The sequence below is a fragment of the Ligilactobacillus sp. MP3 genome, from assembly GCF_024436335.1.
In the GTDB taxonomy this organism is placed as follows: Bacteria; Bacillota; Bacilli; order Lactobacillales; family Lactobacillaceae; genus Ligilactobacillus; species Ligilactobacillus salivarius.
In genome coordinates this window covers 58,245-74,472 of the sequence record NZ_JANFQI010000006.1, presented here as the reverse complement: position 1 = coordinate 74,472, position 16,228 = coordinate 58,245, and the positions used below count along the sequence as shown (strand labels likewise).

The following is a 16,228-nucleotide window of genomic DNA, read 5'->3' as shown; positions in this document are numbered from 1 at the left end:
ATCTAAAGAAATAAGGAGGAATCGGAAAGACATACTCGTACACTATGTCTTATATTTAATTTATGAAATATATCAAAAAAGAATTACAAAGTAAAAAGGATTACAAGAAGGCACCATTTTCAGATGTTCACTGGCGTGTCTACATTTCAATCTTGTTAGGACAGATTGCTTGTGGATATGCACTTGGAATAAGTGGTATTGCTTTAGATCAAGCAGGATCATATTTACCATTGACTAACTTTTGGACTGGTTTGATCGGTGCTGGTGGTCTTATTGGGTTATTCGGTAGTATTTTTATGGGACGTTTAGCTGATAAAGTCGGAAGAAAAGGGCTTTTGATGTTGAACATGTACATTTTTACAATCCTATCGTTAGCACACCTATTTGTAACAAATTTATTTTTAATTTTTCTTTTGCGATTAGGTTTAGGATTAATGATGGCTATTGATTATACAGTGGGTAATGCGTTGTTAATTGAATGGTTACCAACTGGTGAAAGTGGTAAAAAGCAAAGTAGATTATTAATTTACTGGTCAATAGGTTTCATTTTAGCGTACTTGATAGGTTCTTATTTAGGTGGATTTTCTCAAGGTTGGAAGTATAGTTTTGCCTCATCATTTATTTTTGGATTAATAGCTGCTGTATTCCGCTCATTTGCAAAGATTCCAGCTTCTCCAAGTTGGTTAGCAAGTCGTGGTAAAAATGCTAAAGCTCAAAAAGTAATTCAACGTAATTTAGGAAGTAAATGGGGATTATCAGAAAGACTTCTATCCATTAAAGTTAAAAACATTTCATGGCTATATCTTTTTAGTAAGAAATATCGTCGTCAAACATTAGTTGGTGGATTATTCTATGCTAGTCAGGCATTCTCATTTTTTGGTATAAGTATTTTCTTACCAATCTTGCTAAAGAATATGGGAGTTACTAATGCCAATATGTCAGGTATTCTTTATAACGGAAGTATGTTAATTGGTGTAGTTATTGGGATTTGGATTTTTAACAAAATTAGTCGTCGCTCATTTTTAGTTGTCAGCTTTTTAAGTTCAGCGATTGCTTTAGCTGCAATGGTATTCTTAGATATATCAATGTGGGCTAAACTAGGTATCTTTTCTCTATTTTCTGTGATCTTATCTTCATCACTGGTATTGGATTACCCATATCCTTCAGAGTTATTTGACGTTAAGGTTCGTGCAACAGGGATGGGTATCTGTATAGCTATCAGTCGAATTGGAGCTGCATGTGGTACATTCTTATTACCTATTTTAACTGATATGGGTGGCTCTCAATTAGCGATGTTAGTATGTGCTCTAGTCCTATTTATAGGAAGTATGATTTGTTTAGTATGGGCACCAGAAACATCACCTAAGTTTATGAAAAAGAATGAAATTCTTGAAAATGAAGTAACAGAATAAATTCAGAAGATTTGGCAATTCAACTGCCAAGTCTTTTTTTGTTGTAAAAAGCAAGAAAATATCAGTAAGTATAGATATATCTTTTTAAAGCCGGTATACTTAATATATAGAATTTAGATTAAGGGGTATCGTATGGACGGAAATAAATTATCATATCGTTTACAAAAAGTGGCAGAATATGTCCCTGCAGATAGTAGATTAGCGGACATCGGTTCTGATCATGCTTATTTACCAGCATATCTAGCATTAAAAGGTAAAATTAACTTTGGAATTGCTGGTGAAGTTGTTAAGGGACCTTTTCAAAATGCTCAAAATGAAATTAAAAAAGAAAACTTACAAGAGATAGTAGATGTTCGTTTGGCTGACGGATTAGCTGCAGTTGAACTTTCAGATGAGATTAACGTAGTTACAATCTGTGGTATGGGTGGTCCGTTAATTTGTCAGATTCTAGAAGAAGGAAAGGCTAAGTTAGTTAATCATCCTCGTTTAGTTTTACAACCTAATGTAGGTGAGAAAAATGTCAGAGAATGGTTAATAGCTAACAACTATCAAATAATTGCCGAAGATGTTTTAGAAGAAGACAGACATATCTATGAAATTATCGTAGCGGAATTTGTTGATGCAAAGGCCGAGTTGACAGCTAAAGAATTAGAATTTGGGCCTTACTTAATGAAAGAAAAGAACGAAGTCTTTAAGCATAAATGGCAAAAAGAATTGGATAAGATTGAAACAGTTAGAGTTCAGCTGGAAAAAGCCAAGGAAAAGCCAGTTGCTAAGTTAGAATATCTAGACAAACAAGTAAAACTAATAGAAGGTGTATTAAATGACTAAAGTTATAGATATTGTAAATAAATTTGAAGAATTTGCACCTAAAAGAATCGCTGAAGATGGCGATCCAATTGGCTTGCAATTAGGTTCTTTACATAATGATGTACATAAAATGATGGTGACTTTAGATGTAAGACCTGAAACTGTCGATGAAGCTATTGAAAATAATGTTGATTTTATTTTTGCACATCATCCTGCAATGTTCGTTCCAGTTAAGAAGTTTGATTTAGATGTTCCACAAAACGCGATATATGCTAAGTTAATCAAACATGATATTACAGTGTATGGTGCGCATACAAACTTGGATAATGCTAATGGTGGAATGAATGATTGGTTAGCTGAACAATTAGGATTAGAAAATACAGAATTCTTACTACCTACTAAGGTAGATCCTGTTTCAAACGAAAAATATTCTATGGGCCGCGTAGGAGAGTTAAAAGATAGTTTAACAGATATGGAATTTGCAGAATATTGCAAGAAAGTATTAAATTTACGTGGCTTACGTTTAATAGCAGCAGACAACCAAAAGCCAGTTAAACGTGTAGCAGTCCTTGGTGGTAGTGGTGGTCGGTTCTTTAACGCTGCTTTACTACATAAGGCAGATGCATATGTCACAGGTGATATCTCATACCATACCGGTCATGATATGATTGCTGCAGGCTTAACAGTGGTTGATGCAGGACATCACATTGAGTCTATTTGCAAACCGAAGTTGACAGATAAATTCAAAAAGTGGAATAATGAGAATGATTGGAAAATCGATATTTATCAATCCAAATTAAATACTGATCCATTTCAGTTCATTTAAGCGAAAGGTGTGTCGAAAATGGCAAAATATGAAAATTTAGTTACTAGATTTTTGAAATATGTAAAAACAGAAACTCGTTCAAATGAGGATTCAACAACAATCCCTTCAACTCAAACACAAGTTGAATTTATTAAGGAACTTGCTAATGAGCTTAAAGGATTAGGACTACAAAATGTTCATATTTCTGATGAAAGTGGATATGTATTTGCTACTTTACCAAGTAATCTAGAAGATGATGCTAATACTAAAGTAGTAGGTTTCATTTCTCACGTTGATACAGCAGACTTTAATGCACATAATGTTCAACCTCAAATAGTAGAAAATTACGATGGAGAATCTGATATTAAGTTAGATGAAGCAGGTAATTTTGTGCTAACAACAGCAGAATTTCCTAACCTAAAGAATTATAAAGGTCATGATTTGATAACAACAGATGGTTCAACTTTATTGGGTGCTGACGATAAATCTGGTGTAGCCGAAATTATGTCTGCAATGGAATATTTGCAAGCACATCCAGAAATTAAACACGGCGAAATTAAAGTTGGTTTTGGTCCTGATGAAGAAATTGGTACAGGTGCTGATAATTTCAATGTTGAAGACTTCGGTGCTGATATTGCCTACACAGTAGACGGTGGTCCTTTGGGTGAATTAGAATATGAAACTTTCAATGCTGCTCAAGCTAAGTTGACATTCAAAGGAAAAGATGTGCACACAGGTACTGCTAAGAATGTAATGGTAAATGCTATTCAATTAGCAATTAATTACCAAAACTCACTTCCAGCAGATGAAGTTCCAGAAAAGACTGAAGGTAGAGAAGGATTCTTCCATTTATTTAAATTTGATGGATCTGTTGAAGAAGCACATACAACTTACATCATTCGTGATCATGATAGAAAGCATTTTGAAGAACGTAAGCAATTGATGTTAGACATCGCCGAAAGAATGAATACTGAACTAGGTGAAGAACGTGTAGTTATTGATTTACAAGACCAATACTACAATATGCGTGAAGTATTAGAAAAAGACATGACAGCAGTTGACATTGCTAAGGAAGCTATGGAAGATTTAGGAATAACTCCTGAAATTTATCCAGTTCGTGGTGGTACAGATGGTTCCAAGATTTCATTCATGGGATTGCCAACACCAAATCTTTTTGCTGGTGGCGAAAATATGCATGGACGTTATGAATATGTATCTACACAAGTAATGGAAAAAGCTACAGATGTAATTTTAGAAATCGTTAAGTTGTTAGCAAAATAATTGAGTATGAATCTATCAGATTTCGGTCTGGTAGATTTTTTTAAGGAGAAAAATCATGGCAAGTGTTCAATGGGTTGAAAATGAATTTGAAAAACATAGAAATCTAGATAATGCTTTACATATGGCAAAATACATGCGCAACCAATTTGATTTTTATGGGATAAAAACACCTGAGCGTAGGAGTATATATAAGGATATTATAAGAGAAGCAAAGAAAGCTGAAAGTATAGATTGGCAATTGTTAAATGAATGCTGGAATAATGATTATCGAGAATTCCAATATTTTGTGTGTGATTACCTTAAAGCGTTGCAAAAGTTTTTAGTTTTTGATGATATCGATAAAATTAGACCTTTTATTGAAACTAAACAGTGGTGGGACACGATAGATAGTTTAGATACTGTTATCGGCAATATTAATGATTCAAGGGTTAATGACTTAATGCTTAAATGGTCTGTGAGCGATGATATTTGGTTTAGAAGAATTGCAATTAATCATCAACGAGGTAGAAAAGATAAAACCGATACTGTACTTCTAGAGAAGATATTAATTAATAACTTAAATAATAATGAGTTTTTTATTAATAAATCAATAGGTTGGGCATTAAGAGATTATTCTAAGACAAATACGGATTGGGTTAAGAATTTCATTACTAAACATAAGTCAGGATTAAGTACTTTAAGCATTAGAGAAGCTAGTAAATACCTTAAATGAATGATAAAAAAGTTAATACAATTAGAGAAATATAATTGAAAAATATAAGTTTCTTACTATATAATTAATTAGTTATAACAATTTATGAGGTGATTATTTTATGAAGTCTTCATCAAAAGTTATGAAGGGTATCTTCTGGTCAGCTGTCGCTTCAGCAACATGGGGTATTTCAGGGACCACAATCCAATTTATCTCACAGAATCAACATATTCCGACAGATTGGTTTCTTTCGACACGTACATTAGGTTCAGGAACCATTCTTCTAATAATTAGTTTTATTTTATATGGTAAGAAAACATTTAATGTATTTTCAACATGGAAAAGTTTTGGTCACTTGTTTGCTTATGCAACTTTAGGATTAATGGCAAACTTATTGACATTCTACTTAGCAATTCAAAGTGGTAATGCTTCTGCAGCAACAATCTTACAATATTTAAGTCCACTTTTCATAGTTCTAGGTGGTATTTTTATTAAACATCAAAGACCTTTATCAACAGACTTGATAGCATTTATTATTTCACTGTTAGGTGTTTTACTGGCAATTACAAAGGGTGATTTAACCCAAATGTCTATCCCAATGAATTCATTTTTATGGGGACTAGGTTCAGGCATTACTGCTGCTTTCTATGTTGTTTTACCTAGACCAATTGCTCAAGACAATCCACCATTGGTAGTATTGGGCTGGGGTACATTCATCGCTGGAGTGTTATTCAATATATACCATCCAGTTTGGATAAACACACCACACATTACATCAACTGTGGTCTTATCTATTTCCACTGTTATTTTAGTAGGAACAATCATTCCATTTGGATTACTTTTATATAGTTCTAGATTTGCTCCTTCTGATGTTATTAGTATTATGGATGCCTTACAACCAGTAACAACTTCAATATTGAGTGTGATTTTCTTAGGATTAGACATGAACTGGGTAGAAATAGTAGGTATTATCTTGGTAATTGTTGCGATTTATATTTTGCAACGTGGCCGTCGAAATATGGAAAAAATCAATTATCGTGAAGATGAATTTTAAAGTGTAGAGTAAATCTACACTTTTTTTATAGGATTTATGCTATAATTTTATTCGACAATTTTGAAAGGGGTACGTGTATTAATGACTTATGCTGAAAAGGTATTAGATGAAATTGAAAAAGGAAATTATGAAGAAGCACGTAAACATTTTGGCTGGTCTTTAAGAAAAGATTCAGATGATATGATATATAGTTTGGCAGAAGAATTATATTCTTTGGGATTTTCTAATATGGCCAAACGTGCCTATCAAACCTTATTGGAACGTTATCCTGACGAAGATAGTTTGAAAACAGCTTTGGCAGACATTGCCATTAGTGAAGGTGAAGATGATGAAGCTTTAGAATATCTAAGCAGTATTACACCAGACTCTGAAGCATATCTTCAAGCTTTATTAGTTTCAGCAGATTTATATCAAACACAAGGAATGTTTGAAGTAAGTGAACAAAAATTATTGCAAGCATTAGATCTAGCTCCAGATGAAGAAATTATACGTTTTGCCTTAGCAGAATTGTACTACAATATCAAACAATATAAACAAGCAATTCCTATTTACCTAGATCTTATCAAACAAGGTAATTTCTCAATTTCGCAAGTAAATCTGGTACAAAGATTGGGAATGTCATATGCTTTATCAGGACAATTTGAAAAAGCTTTGGCATACTTGGAACAAATTCATAGTGAAGAAAGAGACGATGATACACAGTTCCAATTAGGAATTACTCAATATGAATTGGGACATATTGAAGATGCAATCAGTAGTTTTGAAAAGTTAAGGGATACTTCTCCAGATTATGCTACAACTTACTCATATTTAGCAGTGGCTTATGAAAAAGAAGGACAATTTCAAAAGGCATTAACAACCTTACAAGAAGGAATTGCAGTAGATGAATACAATATTAAGTTGTATCAAAAGGCTAGTGAGTTAGCTGCTAAATTAGGTCAACGTGATGAAGCTGAGCGTTATTTACTAATAGCTTTAGATCAAGAACCTGATAATTTGACAATCGTAATTATGTTGAGTAATTTGCTCATTGAGTACGGAAAATTCGAACAAAATATTGAATTACTAACAGATTATCTAGATCAAGATGAAATCGACCCTCAACTATATTGGAACTTAGGTCGTTCATATGCTAATTTAGATAACTATGATGATGCTATTAAGTATTATGATGCGGCTTCTGAACAAATTTCATCGTTAGAATTCTTAAAAGATGCTGCTATTTTTTATCGTAATGCTGGCGATAGACAAAAAGCTAAGATGTTCGTTGATGAATATCTAGCAAGTCAACCTAATGATAGTGAAATGTTAGAATTACAAGATGAACTGTTATATTAGGTAAAGTTTTGTACTAACGATTATGATTTTAGGATATAAAAGTCATTGTTTCTATGTTATAATATACCGGTATTAATTAATAATTATGACTATAGATATTGACAAAATTAATTTTTGTCAGTATTCTCTAATTTAGATTTAAAGCCGAATGAAAGAAGAGTATCTAAACAATCGTTGACAGAGAATGGATGATTGGTGAAAATTCCAGCTATGATTTTTAGAGAAAGACACTTTTTAGGTATATATGTAATGTATATCGTTAGCCGCGTTAACGCTAGAGAGCATAAAATCAAGGTGGTACCGTGCAACTAGCACCCTTGTTGTCTATCAAACTAGGTAGATAACAGGGGTGCTTTTCGGTTTAATAAGGGAGGAAATTTTAATGAAGTATCAACGTCCTAAAGGAACAGCTGATATTTTGCCAAGTGAATCTGCAAAATGGCAATATGTAGAAGAAAAAGCTCGAGAATTGTTTAAAAAATATCGCTATGAAGAAATGAGAACACCAATTTTCGAAAGCTTCGAAGTTTTTTCACGCACATCTGGTGAAACTTCAGATATCGTTACTAAAGAAATGTATGATTTCTACGATAAAGGTGATCGTCATATAACTCTACGTCCAGAAGGAACAGCTGGGGTTGTAAGAAGTTTTGTAGAAAATAAATTATATGGTCCAGAAGTTCAAAAACCATTCAAAACTTATTATATGGGACCTATGTTCCGTTATGAACGTCCACAATCTGGTCGTTTACGTGAATTCCATCAAATCGGTGTAGAAGCATTTGGTGTTGATAATCCAACATTAGATGTTGAAGTTATGGCAATGGCAGTAGATTTACTAAAGAGTTTTGGCTTAAATAGTTTACGTGTAGCTGTAAACACATTAGGAGATCTTGAAACTCGTAACAACTATCGTCAAGCTTTAATTGACTATCTAGAACCATTTGAAGCTGAATTATCAGACGATTCTAAGGAAAGATTACATAAGAATCCTTTACGTGTACTAGATAGTAAAGATGAAAAGGATAAAGAAATTGTTGCTAATGCACCTTCTATTTTAGATTACTTAACAGAAGATGCACAAAAACATTTTGAAACTGTAAAGAGTCTATTGAATGATTTAGGTATTGAATACGTAATCGATAGTAACATGGTACGTGGTTTAGACTACTACAACCATACTATTTTTGAAATTATGAGTGACTCCAAAGCATTCAATGGTAAATGGACTACAGTTTGTGCTGGTGGTCATTACAGTGGCTTAGTAGAACAATTAGGTGGTCCACAAACACCAGGTGTCGGTTTTGGATTAGGTGTTGAAAGATTACTATTAATCTTAGATGCAGAAGAAGATGCTTTACCAATTGAAAATCCACTAGATGTTTATGTAGTAGGAATTGGCGATGTAACTAATGCAGTAACTTTGAAATTAGTTCAAAATCTTCGCCATCAAGGATTTACAGCAGACAGAGATTACCTTAATCGAAAACCTAAAGGACAATTTAAGTCTGCAAATCGTTTAAATGCAAGATTCACTTTAACTATCGGTGAAACTGAGCTTCAAGAACAAGAAGCAAATCTCAAATTTATGGAAAATGGTAATGAAATTTCTGTAAAACTTGCGGATGTAGAAAATGATTTTGCAAGTCTAGAAAAATTAGCAGTAGAAGGGGAATAAGAATGAGAAGAACAACTTATGCAGGATTAGTTGATGAAAAATATCTTGATCAAGAAGTTTGCCTAAAAGGTTGGGTACAAAAGCGTAGAAATTTAGGTAACTTAATTTTTATTGACTTACGTGATATTGAAGGGATTGTTCAATTAGTATTTAGCCAAGAATTCAATCCTGAAGCTTTAAAGGTTGCTGAACAATTACGTAGTGAATATGTTATTGAAGTTAAGGGTAAAGTAGTGGCTAGAGGAGAAAAAGCTATTAACCCTAACATGAGAACAGGTAAAGTTGAAGTTGAAGTTTCAGATATTGAAATTTTAAACAAGGCTAAGACAACTCCGTTTGATATTGCAGATGATATTAATGCATCAGATGATTTACGTTTACAATATCGTTATCTTGATTTACGTCGTCCAGAAATGCAAAAAGCTTTGATGATACGTAATCGTATTACTCAAACTGTTCATAGCTACTTGGATGAAAATCACTTTTTAGATATTGAAACACCATATTTGACACGTTCAACTCCAGAAGGTGCACGTGATTACCTTGTACCTTCACGTGTATATCCAGGTCATTTCTATGCTTTACCACAATCACCACAATTGTTCAAGCAATTATTAATGGGTGCAGGTTATGATCGTTATTACCAAATTGCACGTTGCTTCCGCGATGAAGATTTACGTGGTGACCGTCAACCTGAATTTACACAAATTGATATTGAAACTTCCTTTATGTCTGCTGAAGAAATTCAAGAAATGACAGAAGGATTATTGAAGCGTGTTATGAAGGAAACTTTAGATGTTGATATCAAGACACCAATTCAAAGAATTACTTGGAATGAAGCAATGGACAGATTTGGTTCTGACAAGCCAGATATTAGATTTGGTATGGAATTAAAAGATATGTCTGATGCAGTTCAAAATGCTGGTTTCAAAGTCTTTGATATGACACTTGAAAATGGTGGTCAAGTAAAAGCTATCACTGTTCCAGGTGGTGCTGACAAGTATTCACGTAAACAAATTGAAGAAAAGCAAGAATACATTAAGCGTTTTGGAGCTAAAGGATTAGCTTGGGTAAAAGTTACTGATGATGGATTAACTGGACCAATTGCTAAATTCTTTACTGAAAGAGCTGAAGACATTAAAGCAGCAGCAGAAGCTAAGAGTGGAGACTTGATTTTATTCGTAGCATCTAACCGTAAAGTAGTAGCAGATTCTTTAGGTTACTTGCGTGTAGCAATTGCTAAAGAAATGGATATGATTAATAAAGATGAATTTGCATTTATCTGGGTTGTAGACTGGCCATTATTTGAATATAGTGAAGAGTTTGATAGATATATCGCTGCACACCATCCATTTACAATGCCTAATGAAGAAGATTTAGATTTATTAGAAACTGATCCTCACAAATGCCATGCTCAAAGTTATGATATTGTACTTAATGGTTATGAATTGGGTGGTGGATCAATCCGTATCCACAGACGTGATATTCAAGAAGCGATGTTTAAGGCTTTAGGATTCACAAAAGAAAAAGCAGAAGAACAATTTGGTTGGTTCATGGATGCATTAGACTTTGGTTTCCCTCCACATGGTGGTTTAGCTTTAGGTTTAGATAGATTTGCGATGTTACTTGCAGGTAAAGATAATATTCGTGAAGTTATCGCATTCCCTAAGAATTCCAAGGCTTCTGAACCATTGACACATGCCCCAAGTACTGTAGCTCCAAAACAATTGGATGAACTATACTTGAAAACAGATGTTCCTGAAGAAGATGAATAATTAATTAAGAGTATGAATTTGACGATTTTCAGATTCATACTCTTTTTTCAATAATTACTTGTAGTAAACATAATAGTAAGGTAATATTATCAAGTATGGTATTTAGATATATAAAAAGATGAGGTGAGAGAATGATAACGCGTCAAGAAATAAATGGAAAGTCACCATTAAATTATAGTTGGTACGATATTAAAAATATTGATGATAATGATATTGTAAAATTGAAAAAAAGGTTTCATTTTACGCCGACTATTATTTCATATGTTGCCGATAGAAACGAACGTCCTCACTATGATCACGATAGCTTAACTCATAGTGAATTAATAGTATACGATGTTCCTGTTTGGCCAGAAAAAAAATCTGATCATTTTACGACTCGTCCTCTAATTTTTCTATTACAAGGAACTACAGTATATACTTTTCACACTAATGCTACTGAGGATATATTTGAAGAGTTTAAAGAAGAACGCGCTCATGAAGCACAAGATGCTACGGAATTTATCATGCTATTCTTACTTCATGTAACTCAATATTTCCAACGAGCTCTAACACAATTAAATCATCAATTAAATGAGTTAGATAGAAGATTGAATACTAAAATTAAAAATAAAGATTTATTGGAATTAGCACAAATGGAAAGAAGTTTAGTTTTTGTTTCAAGTAGTGCTAGAACTAATTTGATGATGTTAGAAGATTTGAAGGACACACCGATGTCTTGGCAAATTACTAAGTCAGCTCAAGAAAGACTAGATGATGTTTTGATTGAAGCTGAGCAGGCTTCAAGAACGGTTGAGATTTCTAATGAAGTGACAGAAAAAATTTCTAAGACATCAAATAATATCTTGAATAATAACTTGAACGATACAATGAAGTTCTTAACAGTGTGGTCCTTGATTTTAACTATTCCAACCATTATTACAGGTTTCTTTGGAATGAACGTTAAATTACCAATTTTAAACAACGGATTTGACTGGATTTTAGTAGTTTTCGTTAACTTTTTATTGATGGGTGGATTATATCTCTACTTGAAAAAGAATGATTTTATTTAAAAAATATTTGACAAGAAATTTATCTATGTTAAACTAACTTTATCTTATTAATGATTTAATTAGACTTTAATCTGGGTGTCAGAAAGCTAATGGTTGATGCGAATTAGTCAGGATTAAATGTTCGAAATACATATAAGTTCGGTTAGTAGGACCGTTATTGCCTACATGGAGTGGAACTTTAACAGTTTAATGTGGGTGGTACCACGGTTATTTAGATCGTCCCAGTTATACATTATTGTATGACTGGGATTTTTTTATGGAAGGATTGATCGAAATGGGCAACAAAAATTGCGGAGGCATTATCCGATATTGGAAGCTAGATTAATAATTTAATTTAGTTACTAATGGAGGAATGTAAAATGAAAAAATTTAGTTTAAAAGAGTCAGTAGGAATTTTACTATTATTACTAATTATTTTAGCAGGTGGAGTAAATCAAGGCCTATCTCCAGAAACTCCTGTATTAACAGTTATTGCAATTTTAATTTTAATCGCTAAACTACATGGTGCTGACTGGGAAAAAATTCACAAAGGAATTAAAGAAGGTATCAGTACTGCATTAATCCCAATCTTTATCTTTATACTAATTGGGATCCTAATAGCTGTGTGGATTAAAGCAGGAATTATCCCAGCATTAATGGTTGTTGGTTTTAAATTAATAAGCGTTAAGTTCTTTGTGCCTTCTGTTTTTCTTGTATGTGCTTTAGTTGGTGCTTCAATCGGGAGTGGGTTTACAACGATTTCTACAATTGGAATTGCTCTTTTTGGAATGGGAATCACAATGAACATGAACCCAGCATTAGTTACAGGAGCAATTTTATCTGGTGCGATATTCGGTGATAAGACATCGCCATTATCTGACTCAACTAACTTAGCTTCAGCAATTTCTGGAACAGATTTATTTGCTCATATCAAAAATTTAATGTGGACTACGATCCCAGCTTTATTAATTTCTTTAGTAGTTTTTGTATTTATTGGTCAAGGGAAAAAAGAACCTGACTTTGCTAAAATAGATGCAACTATGAAAATTCTTAGTCAAAACTTCTCAATTTCATGGGTTGCTGCTATTCCTGTAATCTTAATGTTTTTATGTGCATGGTTTAAAATCCCAGCAATTCCAACTTTATTTATAAATATTGCTGTTTCAACCGGAATTATTTTAGTAAATGATCCTCATATTTCACTAAAAGGATTAGCTGCTTTAATGGAAACAGGATATGTAGCTCATACTAAGAATGAAGCAGTAAATGCATTACTGACTAGAGGTGGAATCTCTAACATGATGGGAACTGTTTCTTTGATTATAACAACATTAGCACTTGGTGGTTTACTAATGGAATTAGGAATTATTCAAACTGCGATGGAACCACTAATTCAAAGATTAAATAGACCAGGGAAATTAGTTCTAAGTACTATCCTTGCAGGAATTGGAATAAATCTTTTTGTTGGTGAACAATACCTATCTGTTATTCTTCCAGGTAGAGCTTTCAAGGATGCATTTGATAGAGTAGGTTTAGCTCCATTAGCACTTGGACGTGTCTTGGAAGATGGTGGAAGTGTAATCAACTACCTCATTCCTTGGGGTGTTGCAGGATCTTTTGCAGCCTCAACCTTAGGTGTTCCAGTACTAGAATTCTTACCATTTACTTTATTTGCATTACTATCACCAATTCTTTCAGTAATTAGTGGATATACTGGAATTGGTTTAAAGATGAAGAAAGAAAATTAATTTTATATAATATATAATTCTGATAGCCGTCTATAGTTAGTTTCAAACTAATAATAGATGGTTTTTCTTTCGCAAATTAACGTAAAGTTTGGTATGATAAACTTAAAATGCACATTTTATGGAGGAAAGTAGAATGGAAATGCTTAAAGTACATGGTTCTGGTAATGATTTTTTCATTCTTGATGAAGATAATCTTGAAGAGCCTTTAACAGAAGAAGAACTTATCCAGTTAGCACAAAAGGTTTGTGATCGCGATACAGGGTTACATGGTGGTGCTGACGGTGTCTTATATGTCCAAGCTGGTCATGAAGGCACAGATGGTAGAATGCGTGTTATAAATGCTGATGGTAGTGAAGCAAGTATGTGTGGAAATGGTATTAGAACTGTTGCTCGCTACTTAAGCGAAAAGAAAAATTTAGCAGAATTTAAAATTCAAACGATGCATGCTGATCTTGAAGTAAAAAAAGCTGATAAACTTGCAGAAAAGGTTCCAGCATTTGATGCGGAAATTTCCCCAGTTAGTTTCGATGCACAAGATTTACTAATGCATGTAGGTAAAGAAAAATTAATAGATGATTATATTCCAGAGTTATCAGAAACAATTAAATTTTCTGCAGTAGCAGTTCCTAATCCACATTTGATTGCATTTGTTGATCATGAAACATTGATGGGTGAAGAATTAGGAAGAATTGCTAGTTATTTAAATAACGGAAATAATCCAATTTTCCCTGATGGCGTAAATGTAAGTTTTGTTGAAATTCTAGAACCAGGCAAGATCTTTGTTCGTACATTCGAACGTGGGGTAGGTTTCACAAATGCGTGTGGTACGGCGATGTCAGCTTCAAGTTTGATGTACGTCCTACTACATTCTGACCAAATTGACTTTGAAAAGTTGATTACAGTTATTAATCCTGGTGGTATGGTAAGAACAATGGTTCACAAACGTGAAAATGGTGACTATTGGATGTCATTGATTGGTAATGCGACAGAAGTGGCTAAGGTTAATATTTCTCAAGCAGATGCAATCAATGGTAACTTTGATAATTTCACATGGAATGAAACTGGTGAGCAAGCAGCTTATGAAGCATTTATTGCTCAACTTCACAGATAGAAGGAAAAATTATGGAATTTGAAGAAAAAGTAAAAAAAGTAGAACATGTTTTTGATGGTAAAATAATTGATTTAGATATTGAAACGATAGAACTTCCAAATGGTAAAGAAGCCAAACGAGAAATTATCCGTCATCAAGGTGCGGTTGCTATTATTGCAATTACTGACGAAAATAAAATGGTATTCATCAAACAATGGCGAGCACCTTTAGGCCAGGTAACTCTGGAAGTACCTGCTGGTAAAATAGAACCTGGTGAGGATCCAAATGTAACGGCAGTTAGAGAATTAAATGAAGAAACCCGCTTTGAAGCTGATAAACTAGAATTTATCAATACTTTCTATACATCGCCAGGTTTTGCAGATGAAAAGATGTACATGTATCATGCTGTAAATCTAAAACCAGTTAAGGATGAACTACCACAAGATAGTGATGAATTTCTTGAATTAGTAGAATTATCACTACCTGAAGTAGAACAAGCAATTGCGAAAGGCTTAATCTGTGACAGTAAAACATTAATTGCAGTTATGTACTGGAAATTAATGCAATAGAGGTGGAAAATGGACGAAAAGCCACAATTAAGGCGTAGTAATAAAGTAGATGATGTTCGGGAAGATTCTGAATTAGAAGGTCTAAGTCGAACAGGTTCTAGGAAACTACGCGAATCAAATGAAGAAAATTATAAGAAAAACCGATTAAAAGCAAGACTAAATATGATAATTGCGGGGTTAATTTTGGCAATTATTATAGTATACTTGATAATGTTTTTCGTTAATTTTTAGTAAAGGAATGAATTTTTTTAATGAAGTATGGAATAATTTGTGCAATGGAAGAAGAAATAAAATCTTTAGTGGCACAATTAGAAGATAAAAAACAAGATACAATTGGTAGAATTGATTTTTATAGTGGTACGATCAACGGAAAAGAAGTAGTACTTACTCGCTCCGGAATTGGTAAAGTTCAAGCTGGTGTGACAACTGGTTTGTTAATTGCTAATTATAAAGTAGATGCTGTTATCAATTCTGGTTCTGCTGGTGGTATTGGCGAAGGATTACATGTTGGTGATGTAGTTCTTTCTACAGGTGCTGCTTATCATGATGCAGATGCAACTGCTTTTGGTTATAAACCAGGACAATTACCACAACAACCTCAAATTTATACTGCAGATAAAGATTTATTAGAAGCAATATCTAAAGCAGCCAAAGAATCTAATTTGGTGGCTAAAGAAGGTTTAATTGTTACTGGTGATCAATTTGTATCTTCTAGCGAAAAAATTGCAGCAATTAAAGAAATTTATCCGGAAGCTTTGTCTTGTGAAATGGAAGGAGCAGCAATCGCTCAGGTTGCTTATCAATTCTCAGTACCATTCTTAATTATTCGTGCGATGTCTGATGTTGGCGATGAAGATGCTGGGCAAAGCTTTGATGAATTTATCATAGAAGCTGGTAAAAAGTCAGCAAATATGATTTTAAACTTTTTAGAAAAATAATGTAAGGTGAG

15 protein-coding genes are annotated in these 16,228 nt (G+C 33.3%); all 15 read left to right on the top strand.

The window, feature by feature from the left end:
• Positions 1-62 precede the first annotated feature (62 nt).
• On the top strand, positions 63-1,412 hold the full coding sequence (locus tag NOU10_RS05885; protein WP_255906288.1) for an MFS transporter: 1,350 nt from the start codon (positions 63-65) through the stop codon (positions 1,410-1,412).
• A 132-nt stretch (positions 1,413-1,544) separates the two neighbouring features.
• Complete coding sequence (locus NOU10_RS05880) at positions 1,545-2,243, top strand: tRNA (adenine(22)-N(1))-methyltransferase TrmK (RefSeq protein WP_255906287.1); 699 nt, start codon at positions 1,545-1,547, stop codon at positions 2,241-2,243.
• Positions 2,236-3,048 (top strand): Nif3-like dinuclear metal center hexameric protein, encoded by an 813-nt coding sequence (locus NOU10_RS05875; RefSeq protein WP_255906286.1) that lies wholly within the window; start codon positions 2,236-2,238, stop codon positions 3,046-3,048. The genes NOU10_RS05880 and NOU10_RS05875 overlap by 8 nt, the downstream gene beginning before the upstream one ends.
• A gap of 18 nt (positions 3,049-3,066) precedes the next feature.
• On the top strand, positions 3,067-4,308 hold the full coding sequence (gene pepT / locus NOU10_RS05870; protein WP_003700187.1) for a peptidase T: 1,242 nt from the start codon (positions 3,067-3,069) through the stop codon (positions 4,306-4,308).
• Positions 4,309-4,363: 55 nt separating this feature from the next.
• Entirely contained in the window at positions 4,364-5,020 is a 657-nt protein-coding gene (locus NOU10_RS05865; RefSeq protein WP_003707812.1) for a DNA alkylation repair protein, read from the top strand.
• A gap of 100 nt (positions 5,021-5,120) precedes the next feature.
• Positions 5,121-6,053, top strand: a complete 933-nt coding sequence (locus tag NOU10_RS05860; RefSeq protein WP_255906285.1) for a DMT family transporter — start codon at positions 5,121-5,123, stop codon at positions 6,051-6,053.
• Between the two features lie 81 nt (positions 6,054-6,134).
• Complete coding sequence (locus NOU10_RS05855) at positions 6,135-7,391, top strand: lipopolysaccharide assembly protein LapB (RefSeq protein ID WP_081559512.1); 1,257 nt, start codon at positions 6,135-6,137, stop codon at positions 7,389-7,391.
• A 382-nt stretch (positions 7,392-7,773) separates the two neighbouring features.
• Positions 7,774-9,069 (top strand): histidine--tRNA ligase, encoded by a 1,296-nt coding sequence (gene hisS, locus NOU10_RS05850; protein WP_003707806.1) that lies wholly within the window; start codon positions 7,774-7,776, stop codon positions 9,067-9,069.
• A 2-nt stretch (positions 9,070-9,071) separates the two neighbouring features.
• Positions 9,072-10,844: an aspartate--tRNA ligase gene (gene aspS, locus NOU10_RS05845; protein WP_250201058.1), complete on the top strand. Its 1,773-nt coding sequence runs from the start codon at positions 9,072-9,074 to the stop codon at positions 10,842-10,844.
• A gap of 131 nt (positions 10,845-10,975) precedes the next feature.
• Positions 10,976-11,893: a magnesium transporter CorA family protein gene (locus NOU10_RS05840; protein ID WP_255820549.1), complete on the top strand. Its 918-nt coding sequence runs from the start codon at positions 10,976-10,978 to the stop codon at positions 11,891-11,893.
• A 359-nt stretch (positions 11,894-12,252) separates the two neighbouring features.
• Positions 12,253-13,620, top strand: coding sequence for a Na+/H+ antiporter NhaC family protein (locus NOU10_RS05835; protein ID WP_160944458.1), 1,368 nt, complete (start codon positions 12,253-12,255; stop codon positions 13,618-13,620).
• A gap of 133 nt (positions 13,621-13,753) precedes the next feature.
• On the top strand, positions 13,754-14,731 hold the full coding sequence (gene dapF, locus NOU10_RS05830) for a diaminopimelate epimerase (RefSeq protein ID WP_003706268.1): 978 nt from the start codon (positions 13,754-13,756) through the stop codon (positions 14,729-14,731).
• Between the two features lie 11 nt (positions 14,732-14,742).
• Positions 14,743-15,279, top strand: a complete 537-nt coding sequence (locus NOU10_RS05825; protein WP_003700197.1) for an NUDIX hydrolase — start codon at positions 14,743-14,745, stop codon at positions 15,277-15,279.
• A gap of 9 nt (positions 15,280-15,288) precedes the next feature.
• Positions 15,289-15,510, top strand: coding sequence for a hypothetical protein (locus tag NOU10_RS05820; RefSeq protein WP_003700198.1), 222 nt, complete (start codon positions 15,289-15,291; stop codon positions 15,508-15,510).
• A 20-nt stretch (positions 15,511-15,530) separates the two neighbouring features.
• Positions 15,531-16,217: a 5'-methylthioadenosine/adenosylhomocysteine nucleosidase gene (locus NOU10_RS05815; RefSeq protein ID WP_255906284.1), complete on the top strand. Its 687-nt coding sequence runs from the start codon at positions 15,531-15,533 to the stop codon at positions 16,215-16,217.
• Positions 16,218-16,228: the final 11 nt, after the last annotated feature.

Bases quoted from the DNA above. Each gene is read 5' to 3' on its own strand.
- NOU10_RS05885 (WP_255906288.1), top strand. From the start codon at position 63: ATGAAATATATCAAAAAAGAATTACAAAGTAAAAAGGATTACAAGAAG.
- NOU10_RS05880 (WP_255906287.1), top strand. From the start codon at position 1,545: ATGGACGGAAATAAATTATCATATCGTTTACAAAAAGTGGCAGAATAT.
- NOU10_RS05875 (WP_255906286.1), top strand. From the start codon at position 2,236: ATGACTAAAGTTATAGATATTGTAAATAAATTTGAAGAATTTGCACCT.
- pepT (WP_003700187.1), top strand. From the start codon at position 3,067: ATGGCAAAATATGAAAATTTAGTTACTAGATTTTTGAAATATGTAAAA.
- NOU10_RS05865 (WP_003707812.1), top strand. From the start codon at position 4,364: ATGGCAAGTGTTCAATGGGTTGAAAATGAATTTGAAAAACATAGAAAT.
- NOU10_RS05860 (WP_255906285.1), top strand. From the start codon at position 5,121: ATGAAGTCTTCATCAAAAGTTATGAAGGGTATCTTCTGGTCAGCTGTC.
- NOU10_RS05855 (WP_081559512.1), top strand. From the start codon at position 6,135: ATGACTTATGCTGAAAAGGTATTAGATGAAATTGAAAAAGGAAATTAT.
- hisS (WP_003707806.1), top strand. From the start codon at position 7,774: ATGAAGTATCAACGTCCTAAAGGAACAGCTGATATTTTGCCAAGTGAA.
- aspS (WP_250201058.1), top strand. From the start codon at position 9,072: ATGAGAAGAACAACTTATGCAGGATTAGTTGATGAAAAATATCTTGAT.
- NOU10_RS05840 (WP_255820549.1), top strand. From the start codon at position 10,976: ATGATAACGCGTCAAGAAATAAATGGAAAGTCACCATTAAATTATAGT.
- NOU10_RS05835 (WP_160944458.1), top strand. From the start codon at position 12,253: ATGAAAAAATTTAGTTTAAAAGAGTCAGTAGGAATTTTACTATTATTA.
- dapF (WP_003706268.1), top strand. From the start codon at position 13,754: ATGGAAATGCTTAAAGTACATGGTTCTGGTAATGATTTTTTCATTCTT.
- NOU10_RS05825 (WP_003700197.1), top strand. From the start codon at position 14,743: ATGGAATTTGAAGAAAAAGTAAAAAAAGTAGAACATGTTTTTGATGGT.
- NOU10_RS05820 (WP_003700198.1), top strand. From the start codon at position 15,289: ATGGACGAAAAGCCACAATTAAGGCGTAGTAATAAAGTAGATGATGTT.
- NOU10_RS05815 (WP_255906284.1), top strand. From the start codon at position 15,531: ATGAAGTATGGAATAATTTGTGCAATGGAAGAAGAAATAAAATCTTTA.